This window comes from Sphingomonas sp. ABOLE (assembly GCF_003950455.1).
GTDB lineage: Bacteria > Pseudomonadota > Alphaproteobacteria > Sphingomonadales > Sphingomonadaceae > Sphingomonas > Sphingomonas trueperi.
The window spans coordinates 23570-44256 of sequence record NZ_QQWY01000040.1; the positions used below are offsets into that span (position 1 = coordinate 23570).

Annotated in this window: 21 protein-coding genes; 7 read left to right on the plus strand and 14 right to left on the minus strand. The window is 61.0% G+C overall.

Features of this window, described 5'->3' with window-relative positions; genetic code table 11:
- Complete coding sequence (locus CA234_RS19465) at window positions 1-1368, plus strand: Dyp-type peroxidase (protein ID WP_017503243.1); 1368 nt, start codon at window positions 1-3, stop codon at window positions 1366-1368.
- Window positions 1369-1526: 158 nt separating this feature from the next.
- Here the strand turns inward: CA234_RS19465 and CA234_RS19475 are convergent, their stop codons facing one another.
- From CA234_RS19475 to CA234_RS19520, 10 genes are all read right to left on the minus strand, one after another.
- Complete coding sequence (locus CA234_RS19475) at window positions 1527-2150, minus strand: alpha/beta hydrolase (protein ID WP_206431248.1); 624 nt, start codon at window positions 2148-2150, stop codon at window positions 1527-1529.
- A 328-nt stretch (window positions 2151-2478) separates the two neighbouring features.
- Entirely contained in the window at window positions 2479-2718 is a 240-nt protein-coding gene (acpP, locus tag CA234_RS19480) for an acyl carrier protein (RefSeq protein ID WP_004206981.1), read from the minus strand.
- Window positions 2719-2820: 102 nt separating this feature from the next.
- The gene (locus tag CA234_RS19485) at window positions 2821-3120 is read right to left on the minus strand and encodes a polyhydroxyalkanoic acid system family protein (protein WP_004206980.1); all 300 of its coding nucleotides are present in this window, start codon (window positions 3118-3120) and stop codon (window positions 2821-2823) included.
- A gap of 14 nt (window positions 3121-3134) precedes the next feature.
- Window positions 3135-3560 carry a PaaI family thioesterase gene (locus tag CA234_RS19490; protein ID WP_125972964.1) on the minus strand — a complete coding sequence of 142 codons (426 nt, stop codon included), beginning with the start codon at window positions 3558-3560 and terminating at the stop codon, window positions 3135-3137.
- Between the two features lie 8 nt (window positions 3561-3568).
- Window positions 3569-4495 carry an electron transfer flavoprotein subunit alpha/FixB family protein gene (locus tag CA234_RS19495; RefSeq protein WP_004206978.1) on the minus strand — a complete coding sequence of 309 codons (927 nt, stop codon included), beginning with the start codon at window positions 4493-4495 and terminating at the stop codon, window positions 3569-3571.
- Window positions 4496-4610: 115 nt separating this feature from the next.
- A complete protein-coding gene (locus CA234_RS19500; RefSeq protein ID WP_004206977.1) occupies window positions 4611-5354 on the minus strand; it encodes an electron transfer flavoprotein subunit beta/FixA family protein in 744 nt (247 codons plus the stop codon).
- Between the two features lie 9 nt (window positions 5355-5363).
- Window positions 5364-6116 carry a nitronate monooxygenase gene (locus CA234_RS19505; RefSeq protein WP_241213589.1) on the minus strand — a complete coding sequence of 251 codons (753 nt, stop codon included), beginning with the start codon at window positions 6114-6116 and terminating at the stop codon, window positions 5364-5366.
- A 153-nt stretch (window positions 6117-6269) separates the two neighbouring features.
- The gene (locus CA234_RS19510; RefSeq protein WP_017503705.1) at window positions 6270-8060 is read right to left on the minus strand and encodes an acyl-CoA dehydrogenase C-terminal domain-containing protein; all 1791 of its coding nucleotides are present in this window, start codon (window positions 8058-8060) and stop codon (window positions 6270-6272) included.
- A gap of 45 nt (window positions 8061-8105) precedes the next feature.
- Complete coding sequence (locus tag CA234_RS19515; RefSeq protein ID WP_004206971.1) at window positions 8106-10457, minus strand: 3-hydroxyacyl-CoA dehydrogenase/enoyl-CoA hydratase family protein; 2352 nt, start codon at window positions 10455-10457, stop codon at window positions 8106-8108.
- Window positions 10454-11590 carry a thiolase family protein gene (locus tag CA234_RS19520; RefSeq protein WP_066861522.1) on the minus strand — a complete coding sequence of 379 codons (1137 nt, stop codon included), beginning with the start codon at window positions 11588-11590 and terminating at the stop codon, window positions 10454-10456. Before CA234_RS19520 ends, CA234_RS19515 begins: the two co-directional genes overlap by 4 nt.
- A 282-nt stretch (window positions 11591-11872) precedes the next feature.
- Here CA234_RS19520 and CA234_RS19525 point away from each other — a divergent pair, with 282 nt between their 5' ends.
- The 5 genes from CA234_RS19525 to CA234_RS19545 all read left to right on the plus strand — a co-directional run bounded on the left by CA234_RS19525 (window position 11873) and on the right by CA234_RS19545 (window position 16701).
- Window positions 11873-12517 (plus strand): DUF3422 family protein, encoded by a 645-nt coding sequence (locus CA234_RS19525; protein ID WP_125972960.1) that lies wholly within the window; start codon window positions 11873-11875, stop codon window positions 12515-12517.
- Window positions 12518-12728: 211 nt separating this feature from the next.
- A complete protein-coding gene (locus CA234_RS19530) occupies window positions 12729-13133 on the plus strand; it encodes a DUF2147 domain-containing protein (protein ID WP_125972958.1) in 405 nt (134 codons plus the stop codon).
- A 32-nt stretch (window positions 13134-13165) separates the two neighbouring features.
- The gene (locus CA234_RS19535) at window positions 13166-14473 is read left to right on the plus strand and encodes a porin (RefSeq protein WP_125972984.1); all 1308 of its coding nucleotides are present in this window, start codon (window positions 13166-13168) and stop codon (window positions 14471-14473) included.
- Window positions 14474-14487: 14 nt separating this feature from the next.
- Entirely contained in the window at window positions 14488-16149 is a 1662-nt protein-coding gene (locus CA234_RS19540; protein ID WP_125972982.1) for a long-chain fatty acid--CoA ligase, read from the plus strand.
- 81 nt (window positions 16150-16230) lie between these two features.
- Window positions 16231-16701 carry a MerR family DNA-binding transcriptional regulator gene (locus CA234_RS19545; protein WP_017503287.1) on the plus strand — a complete coding sequence of 157 codons (471 nt, stop codon included), beginning with the start codon at window positions 16231-16233 and terminating at the stop codon, window positions 16699-16701.
- 59 nt (window positions 16702-16760) lie between these two features.
- On the opposite strand, the gene CA234_RS19550 is transcribed toward CA234_RS19545, so the two are convergent.
- Window positions 16761-17033 (minus strand): hypothetical protein, encoded by a 273-nt coding sequence (locus CA234_RS19550; protein WP_017503288.1) that lies wholly within the window; start codon window positions 17031-17033, stop codon window positions 16761-16763.
- Between the two features lie 109 nt (window positions 17034-17142).
- Between CA234_RS19550 and CA234_RS19555 the strand changes: the two genes are divergently transcribed.
- Complete coding sequence (locus CA234_RS19555) at window positions 17143-17781, plus strand: SOS response-associated peptidase family protein (protein WP_126002539.1); 639 nt, start codon at window positions 17143-17145, stop codon at window positions 17779-17781.
- Here the strand turns inward: CA234_RS19555 and CA234_RS19560 are convergent.
- The 3 genes from CA234_RS19560 to CA234_RS19570 are packed head-to-tail and all read right to left on the minus strand — an operon-like array spanning window position 17778 to window position 20265.
- On the minus strand, window positions 17778-18491 hold the full coding sequence (locus tag CA234_RS19560) for a hypothetical protein (RefSeq protein WP_126002540.1): 714 nt from the start codon (window positions 18489-18491) through the stop codon (window positions 17778-17780). The genes CA234_RS19555 and CA234_RS19560 overlap by 4 nt on opposite strands.
- Before the next feature lie 26 nt (window positions 18492-18517).
- On the minus strand, window positions 18518-19027 hold the full coding sequence (locus CA234_RS19565) for a DUF4411 family protein (RefSeq protein WP_126002541.1): 510 nt from the start codon (window positions 19025-19027) through the stop codon (window positions 18518-18520).
- Complete coding sequence (locus tag CA234_RS19570) at window positions 19027-20265, minus strand: ImmA/IrrE family metallo-endopeptidase (RefSeq protein WP_206431249.1); 1239 nt, start codon at window positions 20263-20265, stop codon at window positions 19027-19029. Before CA234_RS19570 ends, CA234_RS19565 begins: the two co-directional genes overlap by 1 nt.
- Window positions 20266-20687 lie beyond the last annotated feature (422 nt).

Here is a 20687-nt window from a genome sequence, read left to right on the forward strand (position 1 = left end):
ATGGCGATCCTTCAGAAACTGAAAGAGCGCTTCCGGCGCGACAGCGTTACGCTCGATCTGCACGACATTCAGGCGCTGATCCTGCGAAGCCGGCCCGAGCCTTATGTCGGTATCCACGCCATGCTCCATTTCGACGAGGCGGAGGGCGCGCGCGATCTTCTCGGCCGGCTCGCGCCCCATATCGCATCTGCCGACAACTGGAGCGAGGATCTTGATTTCTGGATCGGGGCCGCACTCAGCTTCGAGGGGCTGAAGGCGCTCGGCGTTCCCGAAGCGCAGCTCAAGACATTCCCGCTCCCCTTCCAGCAGGGCATGGCCGCACGCGCGGAGCAGCTTCGCGACTTCGGGCCCAACGCGCCTGAAAACTGGGAAGAGGTGTTCAAGCCCGGCAACTGCCATCTCGCGCTGACTATCTACGCCGTGGATGATGCTGCGCTCGATAAGGCGCTGGCGACGGCGCGCACCGAACTCGACCGGAGCAGCGGCGTGACCCTGCTCGGCGAGCATCGTTTCGGCGCGCCGGATGGCGCGAAAAACCCGTTCGGTTTCCGGGATTCGATCTCCCAGCCCGCCGTCGAGGGTAGCGGCGTCGATCCGCTGCCGGGCGAGGAGCGCCCGATCAAGGCGGGCGAGTTCATTCTTGGATATGAAAGCGAGAACGGCCAACCGCTTGGCATGCCCGAGCCCGCCGGGCTGGGCAAGAACGGCACCTTCGTCGTTATGCGCAAGTACAACAGCCGGGTCGGCTGTTTTAACGCCTTCCTCAAGGCGCATGGCGAGACGCCGGAGGAACGCGAGCTATTAGCCGCCAAGATGTTCGGTCGCTGGCGTTCCGGCGCGCCCTTGACGCTGTCGCCCGATCACGACGATCCCGACCTCGGCGCCGACCCGCAGCGCAACAACGACTTCAGCTTCAAGGATGACCCCAAAGGTCGCGTTGTGCCGCTTGGCTGCCATATGCGCCGGCTCAATCCCCGCGACTCCGAGTTGACGCTGCTCACCGACGTCAACATCCACAGGATCATCCGTCGTTCCTCGACCTTCGGGCCGGTCTATTCCGAGGATGTCACGCCGCAGGACGATAAGAAAGGCGATCGCGGCCTGTTCTTCATCTTCATCAGCGCGCGTGCCTATGACACGATCGAGTTCATGCAGCAGGAATGGATCAATCGCGGGAATTTCGTCGACCTTGGCGAAGAGCGCGATCCAATCGTCGGCCTGCATGAGGAGGACGGTCGGTTCACCATCCCGCAGGCGCCCGCGCGCAAGCGCATCGACGGTGTGCAGACTTTCAATGTCATGAAGGGAGGCGAATATCTGTTCATGCCAAGCCTATCGGCGCTTAAGTGGTTGGCAGAACGACGCTAAAGCTATTCACCTGATTGTCGGTTGAGATTTGAAGTGTGCAGAGTGACCCGGAAAGTGCGGGGCTGTGCGGAAGGTTAAGTGAGTGGGAGTTGAGTTTCGGCAAGGCTGGGGATGGTTGGTCCTTGTGGCGCTTACGATTTCGACGACCGGCGATGAAATCACGTTGCTGACGTTGATGTTCCGCACTGCCGAGAACGCATTCGGCTATCCTTGTCGAACCCGTACAGGGTTCGCAGGTCGCCTGGGCCGTCGATGGCGACCGCGGCGGAAACCTTCAGTGGATCAGCGCCGCGGACCTCGCTGTCGGCAGGCAATCTGGGACGGGCCGCCAGCCACAGGGCAGCGTGGGCGCCGGCAGAATGTCCCACCGTCACCACATGCTTCAGGTCCAGAGGCTGGGTTCGTGCCAGCACCCTCAAGTGATCGAGCGCCGCTCCCCAATCCTGGAAGGTCCCAGGCCACCCGCCGCGGGTGTCACCAACCTGTCGATACTCTATATTCCATGTCGCCACGCCCTTGTCCGTCAAGGCGCTCGCCAACGGCGCCGTGCCTGCCAGTGTCTCATAGCCTTTGGTCCAGCAGCCACCGTAAATGACCATGACGACGGGAAACGGGCCAGGACCTGCAGGCAAGCGCAGTTCACCGATCTGCAGAGGATCAGGACCATAGGCCTCGACGAGCGTCGGAGCGGTGACGGGAAGGGCGTGGAGTTGGGGCGGTCCGATCAGCGCATGTTGGTTATCCGACGGCGTCTGCGCCCAAGCGGTGCTCGTGACAATCAAGACTGTAGCCAGGCCTAATGAACGGTATCGCATGATCTACCTCTTTCATGCATCTTCCCGCTCCGACGTTACCAGCCAGTTCGTCAAATGTGAGAAGACAGCAATTCGTCATTAGATAACATGGTTCGCTATATTCTTTTCGGAAACACCATTCCGTCATCGAGTGGGCAAAGCGATAGATGAAATCCCGTTTCTGGCGCAAAGCATATTGCGGCTATGCGCGATCACGGTAGCCATGATCATGGAAGTGATACGTCAGGCGACCAAAGAGCTATCTAGATTTCATTGTCGTCGTGAATTGCGGTTTCAGAGGATCGTGGGTTTTATCTCACTTGGCTATCCATGCTTCGACCAGCTTGACCGCATCCTCTACTGTTTTGACCTCACCGGCGGCTTCATCCGGGATAGTGAGTCCGAATTCGTCTTCAAGCGCCATCACAACTTCCAGCACATCGAGACTATCCACGCCGATGTCATCGTAGAAAGACGAAGCAAGGGCAATCTGATCCGGATAGACGCCGAGCTGACGGCTAATGATCCTGAAAACTCGGGGAGCGATTTCTTCCATCACAAAGCCCTCGCGCGGACACTATCGGCTAGGAAACAGGGCAGATTCTCGTAAACTCAACCATCGCAGAGCAACGATATTGTCCTGCGGCCAGTAAATTCATCATGCCTTGCTGAGCATTTTCTCGGCGCTCGTTTTCACAAAATCCGAAATCTGTCCTGACATCATTTTGAGGAACAGCGGTACGCTGACGTCGCCGCGAATCTCGCTATCCTCAATGTCGAGTTGCACCGGGATATTCTGCCCCATCGCCCCGATGACCAAGTGTAGTGCGTAGTCCGATACCCACTCGGAACTGAGCGAACCGCCTCCCGGGATATGCGCTGCCAGCTTGGGCAGGCCGGCCTCGATCCTGCTCTTCGCTTCGATTTTACCAAGGCTGTGCGGGATAACGACTTCCATATCTTCTTTCCTGTTCAGGCCGCCCGATCGACGAGCAGCAAGGTCGATGTCGCGGAGGCATAGAGTTTGCCGGCCATGTCGATCAGACGCGCCTCGGTATGCGCCACCCTCTTGCCCATCGACACCACCTGGCCGATTGCACGGACCATCCCGACCCTGTCGGTCAAGGGCGCATGATGGGCGACCTTGAGTTCGAGCGTGACGCAGTTGATGGGCACTTGGGCCGCGGAGTTCGCCGCGATGCCGCAGGCCGAATCCAGCAGCGTCGCGGCATAGCCACCATGGGCGATGCCCATGAAATTGTAGGTCTGCGAGGTGGGCGTCGCGACAAAGACGACCTTCCCCTCCTCCGCCTCAAGCAGATCGATGTCGAACAGGTCCATCATGGGCGGCCGGGTGCCGGCCGCCATGAACTGTTCGATCTCTTCCAGACCGGTCATCGCTTACCTCAAAGCTTTTCGGTCAGTTCAGGAACGATCTTGAAGAGGTCGCCGACCAGGCCGATATCGGCGACCTGGAAGATGGGCGCGTCCTCATCCTTGTTGATCGCGATGATGGTCTTGCTATCCTTCATGCCAGCAAGGTGCTGAATCGCACCCGATATGCCGACGGCGACATAGACTTCCGGCGCCACGATCTTGCCGGTCTGGCCGACCTGAAAATCGTTGGGCGCATAGCCAGCATCGACCGCTGCGCGGCTTGCGCCCACACCCGCGCCCAGCTTGTCGGCCAGCGGATCGATCACGCCATGAAACTGCCCGGCCGAGCCCAGCGCTCGCCCGCCCGAGACGATGATTTTGGCCGAGGTGAGTTCCGGGCGCTCGGACTGGGCGATCTCGGCACCCACGAAGCTGGAAAGTCCCGCATCCGTGCCCGTCGCAGCCTCGATACTGGCCGAGCCACCCTCGCGGGCCGCCTTCTCGAAGGCTGTGCCACGCACCGTGATAACCTTCTTTGCATCAGACGACTGGACCGTCGCGATCGCATTTCCCGCGTAGATGGGACGCGTGAACGTGTCAGCGCTTTCCACCGACAGGATGTCGCTGACCTGCATCACATCAAGCAAGGCCGCCACGCGCGGCGCGATGTTCTTGCCATTCGAAGTGGAAGGCGCCACGAACGCGTCATAGCCGCGCATCAGGTCCGCGACGGCCGGCGCGACATTCTCGGGCAAAGCGTGTTTGAACGCCGCATCGTCGAACGTTACGACTTTGGCGACACCCGCGACCTTCGCAGCAGCCTCGGCCACGCCGCCGATGCCCGCACCGGCAACCAGCAGATGGACCTCACCAAGTTTGGCAGCGGCGGTGACGGCCGATAGCGTCGCATCCTTGACCGACGCATTGTCATGTTCAACCCAGACGAGCGTATTCATAACTTATTCTCCGAGAAATCCGCCCCCGCTTCATCTCTGTGCGCACAGGATGAAGCGGGGTGCGCCGTCACTTGCATGGGAGAGGTTCGGCAAGTTCGGCGCGTTTGAAAGTTTATCAAATCGCCATTTCCTTGAGCCTGGCGACCAATTCATCGACGTCGGCCACCTTGATGCCCGCCGAGCGCTTGGGGGGTTCGGTCACCTTGAGCGTCTTGAGGCGCGAGGCGATCTCAACACCGAGATCGGCCGGCGTCTTCGTCGCCAGCGGCTTGGATTTGGCCTTCATGATATTGGGCAGGCTCGCATAGCGCGGTTCGTTGAGACGCAGATCGGTCGTCACGATCGCCGGCAGTTTGAGGCTTACGGTCTCCAGACCGCCATCCACCTCACGGGTCACCGCGACAGTCTCGCCCGATACTTCGACCTTGCTGGCGAATGTGCCCTGCCCCCAACCGAGAAGGGCTGCCAGCATCTGGCCGGTCTGATTGGCATCATCGTCGATGGCCTGCTTGCCGAGGATCACCAGGCCTGGAGCCTCCTCGGTGGCGATGGCCTTCAGGATCTTGGCGACGGCGAGCGGCTCGACCTCATCGTCAGTCTGGACGAGGATCGCGCGGTCGGCCCCCATGGCGAGCGCGGTGCGCAGCGTTTCCTGCGCCTTGGCGACGCCGATCGACACCACCACGATTTCGGTCGCGACTCCCTTTTCCTTGAGGCGGATAGCCTCTTCGACGGCGATCTCGTCGAACGGGTTCATCGACATCTTCACGTTCGCCAAATCGACGCCCGTCCCATCCGCCTTCACGCGCGGTTTCACATTATAATCGATAACCCGCTTGACGGGCACAAGCACCTTCATGGATCAATCCTACTCTGATTGTAATGCCGCCTGATATTCGGCAATGAGTCTCTCACAGATGGATCGGGCCGGTTGGACGGCAGTGGTAGCGCCGACACCGTGGCCTGCCGACCAGATCGTCTTCCAGGCCTTGGCCTCCTCCGAAACCGAAAGCGCGCCATGTGGCTCAGGGAGAGTCGCGGCTTCCAGCGAGGGCCGGAGAAAATTGGCCCCGACGCCGGTGACCCGGTCCGTATAGACGATATCCGCTGGTCCGGCCCCGATCACCATGTCTTTCTGTGCCGGCGAGGCGAGACTCTCTTCCGACGCGATGAAGTGGGATCCGATATAGGCAAGATCGGCCCCCATCATCTGCGCGGCCGCGATCTGGTGGCCGCGCGTGATGGCGCCGGAAAGCGCCAGCGGCCCCTGGAAGAAGCGCCGTATCTCGTCAACCAGTGCGAACGGGCTCATCGTGCCGGCATGTCCCCCCGCGCCGGCAGCGACCGCGATCAGACCGTCGACGCCAGCTTCGAGCGCCTTTTCCGCATGACGCACGTTCGTCACGTCGTGAAAGACCAGCCCGCCATAGCCCTGAACCACCTGGACAAGATCCGCGATGGCGCCGAGCGAGGTGATGACCAATGGCACCTGGTGCCGAACGATCAGTTCCAGATCGGCGTCGAGCCTCCGGATTGCTCTTATGGACGATGAGGTTGACGCCGAAGGGCGCCGCTCCCGGCATGGGAGCCAGCCGCTCCTCGATTTCATCCAGCCATTCACCGAAACCTTGACTGGTGCGCTGGTTGAGCGCCGGGAAAGTACCAAGCAGTCCCGCCTCGCAGCAACTGACGACAAGGTCCGGTCCCGACACAAGGAACATCGGCGCAACGATGGCTGGAATGGCCAGCCGCTTTTCGAGGCTTGCCGGAAGCGTCAAAACACGTCGTCTTCCAGCGCCATCAGCGACTTCTTGCCTGCCTTGATCGCCAGGAAGCTGGCGGTCGCCTGAGGCAGGATACGCTCGAAGAAGAACGTCGCCGTCTTGATCTTGGCATCGTAGAAGCGCTTGTCCTCGCTGCCGAAGAAGAGCTGCAAGCCTGCGATCTTGGTCGCCTTGGCAAAGCAATAGCCCATGGCCACCAGGCCCATCAGACGCAGATAGTCCGCCGACGCCGCGCCCGCCTCTTCGGGATCCTTGAGCGCCCGCTGCGCGACCGTGGCCGTCGAAAGCTGCAGCGCCCCGAACGCCTTGGCGAGCGCCTCGATCATCGGCTTCATCGGTCCGTCGACGTTGTTTTCCTCGATGAAAGCCGACACCGGATGGAAGAAGCTGCGCAGATAGCGGCCCATATGGGCGCCGAGCTTGCGGCCGACGAGATCGAGCGCCTGAACGCCGTTCGTCCCCTCATAGATCATGGTGATCCGGGCATCGCGGGCATATTGCTCGACGCCGCTTTCGCGGATGTAGCCGTGGCCACCATAGCATTGGACCGCAAGGTTCGCGCTGTCGAACGCAAGGTCGGTGAAGAGCGCTTTGACGACGGGGGTCATGAGCGCAATGAAGTCACTCGCACGCTGGCGCACTTCGGGTTCGGGAGAATGTTTTTCCGCGTCCAGGGCGCGCGAGACCCAGGCCGAGAGCGCCCGGCATCCCTCATTATAAGCCCGCATGGTCATCAACATGCGGCGAACATCGGGGTGAACGATGATCGGATCGGCTGCCTGATCGGGATATTTGGGTCCCGAGAGCGCCCGACCCTGAATACGATCTTTCGCATACCAGGCCGCCGCCTGATACGCCGCCTCGCCCACACCCAGGCCCTGGATGCCGACGGAGACACGCTCCGTGTTCATCATCGTGAACATGGCGGCCATGCCCTTGCCAGGCTCACCGACGATCCAGCCGATCGAATCATCGAAGTTCATCTGGCACGTCGCCGACGCCTTGAGACCCATCTTGTGCTCGATCGCGGCGCAGGCGACGCCGTTCGATTGACCGGGAGTACCGTCCTCCCTGGGCAGATATTTGGGGACGAGAAACAAGCTGATGCCCTTCACGCCCTTGGGGGCGTCGGGCAGGCGGGCGAGCACGAGATGGATGATATTCTCGGTCAGGTCATGCTCACCGGCGGAGATGAAGATCTTGGAGCCGGTGACCTTGTAGCTGCCATCGCCCTGCGGGACCGCGCGGCTGCGCAGGAGCCCGAGATCGGTACCGCAATGAGGCTCGGTCAGGCACATCGTGCCGGACCACTGGCCGCTCACCATCTTGGGCAGGTAGGCCTGCTTGAGCGCGTCACTGCCATGGCCCTCGATCGCAGTGGTGGCACCATGGGTGAGGCCCGGGTAGAGGCCGAAGGAGAGGTTGGACGAGCAGATCATCTCCTCGACCAGCTTGTTGACCGCTTCCGGCAGCCCCTGCCCACCCCATTCCGGATCGGATGCGAGCGCGGTCCAGCCACCTTCGGCGAACTGCTTATAGGCTTCGGGGAACCCCGCCGGCGTCCGCACGACGCCGTTTTCCAGATGACACCCCTCCTCGTCGCCCGACCGGTTGATCGGCAACAGGACGTCGCGACAGAAGCGCGCCGCCTCCTCGAGGATCGCATCGGTGAGATCCGGTGTGAACTCCGACAGCGCGGGAATATCCCCGAAGCCGTCATCGGCATGGAGTTCGTTGAGCACGAAGCGCATGTCGCGCAACGGGGCGTCATAGACTTGCATATTTATATCTCCTGACCGGTCGGCCATCCGGCCGCCGGCCGCCAATCAGTTACGCAGCGGCTTGCCGGTGACGAGCATCTGCTCGACGCGCGCCTGGGTCCGCGGGTCGCGCACCAGTTGCATGAAGGCCTTGCGCTCGAGCGCCAGCAGATCCTCTTCGGTCACGATGTCGATGAGATCCTTCTCGCCGCCCGTCAGGACGTCGGCGAGCGCGCCGGATACGACACCATCGTAAGATGTGGCGAGGCCACGGGCCTGGAAGCCTTCGACAGCCATCGAAAGAGCGGACTTGCCTCCCGCGCCAGGCAAGCGGAATTCCGGAGCCACAGGCGGTTTGTAACCGTCGGCCAGTTCCAGTGCCTTCGCCTTGGCGTCCGCCAGCAGACGGTCCCGGTTCATCGTAATGCCGTCCGAGGGACGCAGGAAGCCATGCTCCTTCGCCTCGGCGGCCGACTTTGCCACAGTGGCTGTCGATACCGTCTCGAAGACCTTGGCTACGGCCGGCATCGGCCCCTTGGGCATGCCGGGACTGGAGCGCCAGCGATCGATCATTTCACCGCATCCGCCCCAGCCAGGGATCAGACCCACGCCGCACTCGACCAGACCCACATAGCTTTCGGCATGGGCCTGCACGGCATCACTGTTGAGCAGGATCTCGCAACCGCCGCCCAATGCCATGCCGGCCGGAGCGCTCACGACCGGGAACAGCGCATATTTGAGCGCCTTGTAGGCCTGCTGCCCGCCCGCGACGAGCTTTTCGATCTCGCCCCATGCCGCGATGTTCAGTGCGAACAGAGCAAGACCGAGATTGGCGCCGGCGGAGAAATTGCTGCCCTCATTATAGACGACGAGCGCCTTGAACTTGTCCTGCACGACCGGGATCGCCTGACCGATCAGCTTCATCACATCGCCGTCGAGCGCGTTCATCTTGCCGGTGAACTCAAGGCAGGCAACGCCGTCGCCGACATCCCAGAGTGCCGCCGAACCATTTTTGAGGATCGGCTGGCTATGGAGCTTGATGTCTTCCAGCAGCAGCACGCCCTCGGGCCGCACGACATCATGATAGTCGCCGGCGGCATCGAGATATTGCCGACGGCCGTCCTGCACCCGGTAGAAAGGCCGATCTCCGGCTACCTTGAGGATCGCGGGAACATCCCGCCCCTCGGCGGCCAGCCGTTCGGCGAGCTTGCCCGGCCCGAGGCGATCGATCAGTTCGAACGGCCCGAACTTCCAGTTGTAGCCGAGCTTCATCGCGTCATCGATGCCGACGATGTTGTCCGCAGCTTCACCGACCAGACTCGCGGCATAGGAAAGAACCTTGCCGAGAATTTCCCAGGCATAGGCGCCGACCTTGCCGGGCGCAGCAACCAATGCTGCCAGGTCCTTCTCGGCCCGGCCCGGCAAGGAAGCCGGCTTCACCGATACGCGATATTCGCCGGTCGCGAGATCGAGCGCTTTCTTGGTCTTCGTCGCCTTGTCGAACGCGTAGAAACCGCCCTTGCCCTTCCGCCCGGTAAAGCCTTCCGCGATCATCCTGTCGACGAGCGGCATCGGCCTCACCGTGTCGAAATAGGCGTCACCTGCCGGCAGCGTCGAGGACAGGCTCTTCGTGAGCAGCGGCATGAGGTCGACGCCAACGAGATCGACAAGGCCGAAAATGCCGGTCTTGGGCACGCCCATCGGCTTTCCGCCGATCTGGTCGGCTTCCTCCACCGTCAGCCCCTGGTCCATCGCGGCATTGATCGCGACGGCCAGCCAGTAGGTACCGATGCGATTGGCGATGAAGCCCGGCGTGTCCCGCGCCGGCACGATGCGCTTGCCGAGCTTTCGATCGACGAAATCCGAGACGCGCCTCGCCACAGCCGTATCAGTGTCGGGGCCGGTCACGATTTCGATGAGCCGCATGTAGCGCGGCGGATTGAAGAAATGGGTGATCAGGAAGTCCTGTTTGAACTGATCGTCCCGCCCCTCGACCAGATGGCCAAGCGGAATCGTCGAGGTATTGGACGATACCGCCGTGCCCGGACGCTTGAGCTGCTCGAGCTTGGCGTAGAGCGCCTGCTTGATGTCGAGCCGTTCGACGATCGCCTCGACGATCCAGTCGCATTCGGCCACCCGCTCGAGATGGTCGTCGATATTGCCCGTTTCAACGAGCTTCGCCGCAGCCTTCGACATGAAGGGCGCCGGATCGGTCTTCAGCATCTTCGCGACCGCACCCTTCGCCACGGCGTCACGATCGCCGCCCTCCTTGGGCACGATATCGAGCAGCAGCACCGGCACGCCGGCATTGGCGACCTGCGCTGCGATGCCGGCGCCCATGACGCCTGCGCCGATCACGCAGACCTTTTTGATGGTTTCCGGCGGGGCGCCGACTGGCTTGATGGCCTGCTCGCTCATTCCGCCGCCTCCAGCACGGTGGCGATGCCCTGACCGCCGCCGATGCACTGGGTGGCAAGCGCATAGCTGCCGCCTTCGCGCTTCAGCAGAGCCGCGGCCTTGCCCACGATCCGCGCACCGGTCGCCCCCAGAGGGTGGCCTATCGCGATGGCGCCGCCGTCCAGATTGACCTTCGACTGGTCAAGCCCCAGGTCGCTGATGCAGGCCAGTGACTGGCTCGCAAAGGCTTCGTTGAGCTCGACAACGTCAAGCTGGTCCACACTGAGCCCCGCCCGCTGCAGCGCCTTGCGCGAGGCCTCGACCGGTCCGATGCCCATGATCTCCGGCTGGCAGCCAGAGACAGCAACCGACTTGATGCGGGCAAGGATCGGCAGTCCATGCGCGCGCGCATAATCCTCGCTCGTGACCAGGATTGCGCTTGCGCCATCGGTCAGCGGCGAGGACGTTCCCGCCGTTACCGTGCCGTCCTGGCTGAAGGCCGGCTTCAGCCCGGCGAGGGTTTCCGTCGTCGTGCCGGCACGCGGCGTGCCATCCTTGTCGACCACGCCCGCCTTGGTCGTGATCGGCACGATCTCGGCCTCGAGCTTGCCGGCCGCGATAGCCGCGGCCGCCTTGTCCTGACTGGCGACCGCAAAGGCTTCCTGCTGGGCACGGGTGATCTGATATTTGGTCGCGATATTCTCCGCCGTGTCGCCCATGCCCATATAGGCGGCGCTCTTCTTCGCGAGCTCGGGGTTCGGCAGCGGATTGAACCCCATCATCGGCACGCGGCTCATCGACTCCACGCCCGCGCAGATGAAGGCCTCGCCGGCGCCAAGCTGAATCTGGCCCGCAGCGATGTGGACCGAGCTCATCGACGATCCGCAGAAGCGATTAACGGTCATGCCGCCGACAGAGAGCGGCAGGTCGGCGAGAAGACCGATAAGGCGCGCGATGTTGAAGCCCTGCTCGCCTTCAGGAAAAGCGCAGCCCAGCACGATATCCTCGATATCTTCGGCCTTCACGCCGGTCTGCTGAATCAGTCCGCGAATGACCTGAGCGGCCAGATCGTCAGGGCGGACGCGCGCCAGCGCGCCCTTGCCTGCCAGGTGAAAGGGGGACCGGGCATAGCCCGCAACAACCACATTACGCATCGATGATAGCCTCTCCAGGGAATCGGACATCTGATTACCTAATGGTGCGTGAAATGACGTTTACGTCAACTAAAATCTTTGGCACTCTTCTCACGCCGTCGAGGGAATCGTCATGCACCGGTTCCCGGGAGGCTTGATATCGGAGGTCTTGGCCGAGGAACGTACGGATGCTCGCCAGTGAAAAACCGCGCACTCTCATCCCGGCGATGATGCTCGCGCCCGTCTTATCGACGGCTGCGCCTCTCCCCAAGCGCCACTGCACCTGTTTTCGAAGGCGCACACATGCGATTTTCTGAGCATCCCCTCCGGCGTCAGATCGTCGGCGAAATGCATCTGCGCCGTTTTCCTGCACTCGAATTGCCCGCCATGGCATTTCAGACGATTCGCCTGGTCGATGAGAATGACCGGGAGAAGGAATGGCTGATCCTGGAGCAGCGATGCGCCTCTGGAATCGATCGCAACCGGCGCCACCTGGAAACGGAGTGGTCCGCCAACGGGCGGCTGGCCTGGGAAAGGCACAGTGAAGCGGTCACCACGACGCTAACGTCAACCTCGGTCAGCGCGGACGCGCAGTTCTGGTCTGCTCCCGACGTCGGCCCCTTCAGTGATACCTTGCAGTGGATGGAAACGCTGCCGGGCCTGGTCATCCGCGCAACCCACATCGTCGTTGTGGCGAACGATAGCTACGCCGAGCCGGTTGTCGATCGGGCCGACTTCCATCCGGGCCATCTCGTCTCCTGCATCATCGGGGATAGCGTCCGGATCTGGAGCGACTTTCGCATTCACGCCGGCGGCTACGGGCGCCTGGTCGTTGCCGCGAACGGGGCGGCTGACGGCGAAGTGTCGCGTTCCATCCAGCGCATTCAGGAACTGGGCAATTATCGCAATCTTTCCTTGCTTGAAGGCACGCACAGATCAATAGCTTGACGGCGTCACACACGAACACGCCCGAACCCTGACGACGGGGCCAGCAGCGCCTGACCCCTCCAATTCGCACACAACCTAATAGGCATTTTGATGACGCATTGAGCTATTGACTTACCTATACGTCATTGAGATGGTTATGGGACGCTGATTTGCCGCATATTGGCTCCAGACGTGAAACAGACGGTCGCCTGAAGGCGCGCGGAGAGGAACAATGTCGATCATTCTGACACTACTGGCTTCGAGCACTGCATTGCCCGCCGACGCCGTTGTCGGTCGCTGGCAAACCGAGAGCCGTCATGGCGTCGTGGAAATCACCCGCTGCGGGCAATCGATCTGCGGTGCCTTGATCAGTTCCGACGGGATCAAAGCCAACCCCGAACTACGTGACGAAAAGAACAAGACCGCTGCGTTGCGCGGTCGTCCGCTTCGTGGATTGCAGATTCTGCAGGGTTTTACGTGGAAGTCGGGCAGTTGGTCGGGTGGTTCCATCTACAACGCTGAGGATGGCGGTACATACAGCGCGACGGTCACGTTAGCCGATCGGGATCATTTGCGCCTCAAGGGCTGCATCGTCTGGCCCCTGTGCAAGACGCAGACATGGACGCGCCTTCGATAAGCACGAGGAATTTGACAATCACGAAAGGGGAGATGGGCGTGGCAGGCAAAAATTGGAAAGTTGGGATCGCAACATCGGCCGTGGCGGCTGGATTGCTCGCGCCGCAAGCCGCGAGCGCGCAGGCCTTTTACCTTCAGGAACAATCGTCCAGAGGTGCCGGACGAGCCTTTTCGGGCGAGGTCGCCGACCAGGGCGTACAGTCCCTCTGGTGGAATCCGGCTGCGATCGCCGGCATGGAAGGAGTCGATGCCCACCAGGCCGTAAGCGTAATCCTTCCCAAAGGGTCGGTTGACAATGTCAACACGCTCATTGTCCGTCCCGGGCAGTCGGCTGCGGCTGTAGGCGGGAGCCAACGCTCTCGTGATCCGATCAATAATGGCGTACTACCCTCCGGCGCGATAGCCGTCGGCCTGACATCACGGCTCGCTTTGGGGCTGACCGTCGCCTCCCCTTATAGCTTCACAACCAATTATGATGCCGACAGCTGGGCACGGTATAGCGCCGACAAGACCAAGCTGCGAACATACGACATCCAGCCATCGATCGCCTACCTCGTTACGCCAAATCTTAGCATCGGCGCCGCGCTTAATATCGAATATGCCGACGCATCATTGTCCAACTATCTGCCGAACCTATCGCCTCTTCTCGCCGACGGCCACCAGGAGCTGAAAGGCAATGGTTGGGATCTTGGCTGGTCGGCCGGGCTGCAATATCGCGCCGGCCCCATGCAACTGGGCGCCAGCTACAAGTCGAGCGTGAAGCATAATCTCGACGGTTCGGTGACGACGACCGGTCTTCTTGGTCCGCTCGCCGGGCAAAACAGCGTAGTGAATGCAAACGCCACGTTCGAGACCCCCTGGCAGGCGATCTTCGGAGCGCGCGTGGCGGTGTCGCCCAAGGTCACCCTCAACGGTCAGGTGACCCGCATGGGTTGGTCGAAATTCGACGCTATCCGGCTCGGCGCGCCGCTCAACGTTTCAATCCCGCAAAATTACCGGGACACTTGGAGCTTCGCAGGCGGCATCGATTACGCGGTCACACCAGCCTGGACCGTTCGTGCCGGCGTTCAACACGCCCAGACCCCGACGCGCAACGGCAATCGGGACGCTCGAGTGCCTGACAGCAACCGTTGGAATTTCGCTGCCGGCACAAGCTATGCCGTGTCTTCCCGGTTCACGCTCGATGCGGGCGCAGCGTATATTACGTTCAAGGATACGACTATTGATCGCACGACAGCGGCCTATGCCGGCACGGCCGTGCAGACGCCGATCCTGATGGACGGCAAGCTCGAGGACGCGCACGCCGTCGTGCTGTCGCTCGGCGGACGTTTCCACTTCTGATGCTGGAGATCGCCATGCCCCAGCCCGCCATCAGCGCCTTCCCGTCGATACCGGAACCGGCAATTCCGCCACGGCTCCTGACCGACCTCCTCGACAATGCGTTGAACCTTTATCCCGAACGCGTCGCCATCGACTTTCTCGGGCGAACCTGGACTTATGCGCAGGTGGGGCAACTCGTTCGCCGTGCAGCACGTGGATTGCAGGATCAGGGGCTGCGCAAGGGCGATCGGTTCGGCCTGTGCCTGCCGAACTGCCCCTATTTCGCGATATTGTACTTCGCGGCGCTGCGCGTGGGTGCGATCGTGGTCAACTTCAACCCGCTCTACACGGAGCGCGAACTGGAGCATCAGATCCGGGACTCGGGAACGCGCATGATGGCGGTACCGGACGTCCGGATAATCCACGAGAAAGTGCAAGCCGTCGCGCCACGTGCCGGGCTGGACAAGATCGTGTTGTGCGGCATGAGGGATATGCTGCCCTGGCTGCAAGGCCTGGGCTTTGCGCTATTCAAGCGAAAAGACCACGCGCGGATACTCGACGAAGGCCTTCATGTCCGGCTCAAGGCGCTTCTCGCCCATGATGCCGAACCTGACGCGGTAGAACGTCACCCTGATGATGTCGCGGTCCTTCAATATACCGGAGGCACAACCGGCGTGCCCAAGGGCGCAATGCTGACCCACGCCAACCTCACGGCGAACAGCGCCCAGATGGTGGTGCATGTGGGAGGACTTCGCCCGCAGCAGGAGAGAACTCTCGGCGTCCTGCCCATGTTTCACGTCTTCGCACTCACGACGGTGCTCAACTTCTCAGTCGAAATCGGCGCCGAAATCGTCCTGCTGCCACGGTTTGAGATGAAGCAGGTTCTCAACACGATGAAGCGCAAGCCGCCGACACAGTTCTTCGGCGTGCCTACGATCTATGTTGCCCTGAACGCGCTTCCGGACGACGAGATACCCGATCTCTCGGCCGTGCGCGCCTGTATATCCGGCGGCGCACCGCTCCCGCTCGAGGTACGCGAGGAGTTCGAGGCACGCACGCGTGCCAGGGTCGTGGAAGGATATGGGCTCTCCGAAACCGCCCCGATCATCGCCTGCAACCCGTTGTTTGGGACGGTGAAGGACAATAGCTGCGGCCCAAGTTTCCCCGGCACCATCATCGAGATCCGAGATCCGGAGAATCCCTCGCGGATTCTTCCCCAGGGAGAACGCGGAGAAGTGTGCGCCCGCGGCCCTCAGGTGATGAAGGGCTATTGGCAGCGCCCTGCAGAAACCAGTGCTGTCTTCGTCGATGGCGCGCTACGAACCGGCGATATCGGCTATTTTGATGAGGATGGCTATCTCTTCCTCGTCGACCGCATCAAGGACATCATCTTCTGTGGCGGATATAATGTATATCCCCGGATCATCGAGGATGCGGCCTACCAGCACCCGGCGGTAAAGGAGGCGATCGCAATCGCGATTCCTGACGCCTACAGAGGTCAATCTCCCAAGTTGTTCATCGCGCTGCACGAGGGATCGAACCTGACCGTCGATGAACTCAAGGTCTTTTTGCAGGATCGCCTCAGCAAGATCGAGATGCCCAAGGCCTTCGCATTCCGGGACAGCCTGCCCAAGACGTTGATCGGCAAACTTTCGAAGAAGGATTTGATCGAGGAGGAGAACAAAAAGCTCGCCTGAGCCTCTATCCCCTGTCAAGCTACGAGGCTTATGCGCTTGAGTGGTAGGGTAGCCGTGATTGGAGGACAGGGAGTGGATGGCATGGGGAACTCGCTCCACCTCGCCGAGGACGATGAAACGCTTAAGGACGCGGATCGCGACAACCCCACGCACAAGGGGAGAACCCGCGCAAAGGATGCGGATTTACAAGTGTACGGCATCCAGGATGTCGCTCAGGAACTCGGACTGACACTTCGCACGCTACGCTTCTACGAAAAGGAGGGGCTTATCGCCCCTCAACGGGTAGGCAGTACCCGGGCATATTCCAGGCGTGAGATCGGACGCATACAGCTGATTTTGCGCGGCAAACGCCTTGGCTTCTCCATCAAGGAAATCAAGGAGTTTCTCGATCTCTACGATGCCGATCCCGAGCATAAGGAGCAAATGGAGCGATTGATTGCCCGCATCCGGGAAAGGTTGGTCGACTTGAAGACGCAGCGCTCTGCGCTCGACCTGACAATCGACGAGCTTACAACCATCGAAGTGGAAGCGATGGCAAAGTTGCAGCGATAATTTGGTCATCCCATTCTCTAACCGAGCGGTAACGCTTGATCGCGGCGCCCCCGATCCAATCAAGCCGTCAAGCGACGAGCGCCGCGCCGATCGCTAAGGCCGCCCCAGAACCGCGCCATGATCATCCAGGCGATGCCCGACGCGGTCATCGCCCCGCCGACCTGCCATGGCTCGAGGCCAAGCACGCGCGCGATGGGGCCCGCGAGCGCCACGAACGACATCATCGCCATCGAGCAGACGAAGGTCTCGAACATCAGTGGCTTCATGCTGAAAGCGCCTGATGCTTCCTCCCCCACTTGTTCGTCGCCTGTCGCTGTCGCAGCTTCGGTCATGCTGCTTCGTCCCGTGATGCGACCGGCGAACGGCCACCATTCCAGAGCAGCGCCGTCGAGACGGCATAGACAACGTTGCAGATGAGAATCCGGATGCTAGCTTGGCCCCATGTGCAATAGAGCCCGCTATCGCGGTGAACCCGAAACGCTGTTTGGATCTGCGGCCGAGCTGTTTACCGAGCGCCCTCGAGACAACCGGTTCGACCCGGTGGAGCTGCGGCCGAAGTCGCGGAACTATGTCATCCGCGACCAGGACGGGAAACGGGCTTGGGACGTGATGACCTGGGACGTCCTCGGCGGACAAGCCGCCTACCCGATGACGAACGTGAGGAACCTCAAGCTCCCGCAGTGGCGCCGGCTCGCTGAGACGCCGGAGAACCGGTGCATCATCCCGATAACCGAGTTCGCCGAGTTCACCCCAGAGAAGCACGATCTCGGGGACGGCAAGCCGCCGCTGAAGGGCGAGATGTGGTTCAGCGTTGCCGATCAGCCGATATTCGCCGTAGCGGGATTTTGGCAGCGAACCGTCGACGGCCCCGGCTTCACGATGGTGACGTGTGACGCAAATGAACTGGTTGAGCCCATCCACCCGAAGGCTATGATCACCATCCTAGACCCGGCGGACGCTGAGCGCTGGCTCCGCGGCACGTACGCCGATGTACTTCAGCTGCAGCGACCTTACCCATCCACCAAAATGCGAGTCCGCGGCCCCGTTTTCCCTACGAGATCGAAGACACTGAACAATTAGTACCGATCACAAGCAATAACGTAGTTTAACTTCGAATTATCTACAATCATAGTCCGGTCAGGCCGTATCAGCACCGTTCTTTGACGATCCTGAGCTAAAATAACGCCCGAATAGAGCTTTCCATCTAGGGCATAACAGTTTGTCGGGTTAGCCCGCACCTGCTGCAAATATGAGGCTTGGGCGCCGCCTCCATTTGAGCCGGCGAGGAATCCTGTCGAGGCCAACAGAATCGCGAAGTTCCACTTGAGGATTGTCATTGTCCATCGACCTACGCGGGCGTTTACGGGCTCAATCCGATCCAAAAGAGCCATACCTCCGCGGTGCCAAAGGCACGCGATTAGGATGAGGCCAATGACAGATCCTATGACAATGCTCAGCCCCCAGCGGTACCAGTTTCTCACGACAAGTTGAATTAGGGAGTAAAAGGAGCAGTCTACTCCCTTAGCAATCAACTGAAAGTTGCTTATCTCCACCAACCCAGGGTCCAAAGCAAACTCCGCAAAGAGTCGCTTGTAATATCCCATGCCGCAGAAAACGAGAAAGCCTCCAACTAGGCTTGAAATCAACGCTAGATGTTCAGCGGAAGCCCAAAACGAATAGCGCGCTGACTCCCCAAGGATGGCACTTTTAGCGTTGTCCGGGATGATTTCGGTCCGCGCATTCATACAATGCTCCCCGCCCAGATGAAGCAATGGCGAAATCAGCAGCAAAATGCGTTAGCGACGTTCCACCGCAATCATCCCACCAGCTTATCCATAGAATCCCAATCCGTCGAGAAGTCGAGCTCGGCGATGAAGGTCACAGGACTGATCCAGCTGACACCACAATCTCCACAAACATCGGGGACATGTCGACGCGCGCCAGTCCGATTTGGCTTCGAGACCTCGGCAGTGACAACGCAGCGGTCCGCTTTACCGATGGCGGCCGCGATGAGGAACGGGTCTTGCCCGATCCTAATCATGTCGTCTTCCGTCAGCGGATCACCATAGCGGGCCAGCACAGTTTGAACCGCCTCCAGGTCGCTGTCCTCGTCGAACATTAGTGCCTGTTTCGTGACCGCATCACGCATCCAAGCCGCGAGCTCGTCTTTTCCGGCCTCCACCTCGGCGTAGATCTCTTGGGGCAGCTTTATGGTGCCCGCTGCACCATGATGAATGAGCCAGCTCCAAAACTCGGGAACCCGCTTTTGACCGTACCAAGTGTTGTGCGCGGTAATTAGCGCGTTGGCGTCCAGCAGATAGAGCATCAGTTCGGGGCTCGCCGTGCTTCAGCCAGAAGCGGGTAGACGTTCATCGGCTTCACCCCAAGCATAGTAGCGGCGCGCGTTGGCGTTAAGGAGCCGTCGGCCATCCCCTGGCGCGCGAGCGCCAACAGCGCAGAACCGAGCCGGTGCCGGCGCACGACGTACCAGTTGGGACCGCCGGCTTTGCCACGATTTCTTTGTCGCTCGCGATCCTTTTGCCCAAGCCAGAGTGCGCGAAACCTGTCCCGCAGCTCTGTCCAGCGAGCCTCATCGACGACGCCCGCGCGAAACAGCTGATAGGCTACCATGGAATGACTGATGTTGGCGTTGTCAGCGAACGCTGCAATTACATCGAGGTCGCCACCCCCGCCTCCTAAGCGTCCCCGCAGGTTACCAATCTCGGCGCGGTCCACTAGCACCGCTGCGGCAGCATCATTGCACAATTGCTCGACACCAGCTGCCGGCGTGCCGCCGCTGACACCTGTTTCGCCGAGAAGTAGGTGCGCGAGCTCGTGGAGAAGGGTAAACGCCCAAGCCGATTTCGCGTCCTGGTCGTTGATCACAATGAACGGCGCAAGCGGATCGGCAATCGCGAACCCGCGGAAGATCCTGACGTCAATCGCCGTGGACCAGTGCCCGCAGTCACCTGCAAGCAAAACGAAAACCCCCTTGGCCTCAACCAACGACCGAAGGTAAGCAAACGCCTCCTCTCCTTTCGCTCTTGCTCGGTACTCAGCCCGATCAAATCCGATCGCGCGAGCTATCGCTCGGCCGAGTTCGGCGGCGTCGAGGATCCTCTTGCCGGAACCGATAAATTCGACCTCGATCGCGTCTTCGTCGTCCTCGAGGGTCTCTCGCACGAGGGCCTGCCTAGCCTTAACGTCTCGGAGTAAGCTCGCGAGCAGCACGTTGGACTCGTCGCCCTGATCGGGCAGAGTTCGGAAATCCTGACCCAATTCCGGCGGAGCGGGCACCTTTGGGAGGTAGAAAGTTAGCATTGGGCGCCGATATTTATCGGCCATTCGACGAAGGAGAGAGGTGCTGGGGACGAGTTCGCCAGCCTCCATTGCGGCTAGGCGCTCAGCGCCAGATACCCCACGCGCTGCGCCCAGGTCGATCTTGCGCGCAGCCGTCTCCAGATCGAGACCAGCAGTCTCGCGTGCCCAGATCAGGATCTCGGGGTTTATCCCAGCCACAGCGGCACATTGCACAAACTGGTGCGTGCGCGCCACTGCGATCATCAGGCGCTCATTTGCGGAGCACCCCCATCAGTTCGTCGACCTGCTAGGCTTTCAAGGCAGAACGCGGAACTGAGGACTTCTGATGAGCCACTGCGCCCGAGTTCATGTAAGATCAACGTCCTGCAAGATGAGCTGGAACGTACTTTCATCCGGGACCATCTGCGCAACATGCAAACCATGAGACGCGGCCAACCCCTTCGCATGATCTACGACAGCGTCAGGGCACCTTGCTCCTAGGATGATGCCTGTGATGGCTTTAGGGTCGAAGGTCATCGTTCTGCGAGCATAGCCGGTCTGAACCGCGCCGGGTTTGCCGGAGGCCATTAGATGTGAGTCACGCCGCCATAACGATCTGCTCAGCGGCAGCATAGTAGTTCGCTTCGGCTTCGGCAGGCGGGATGTTGCCGATGGGCTCGAGGAGC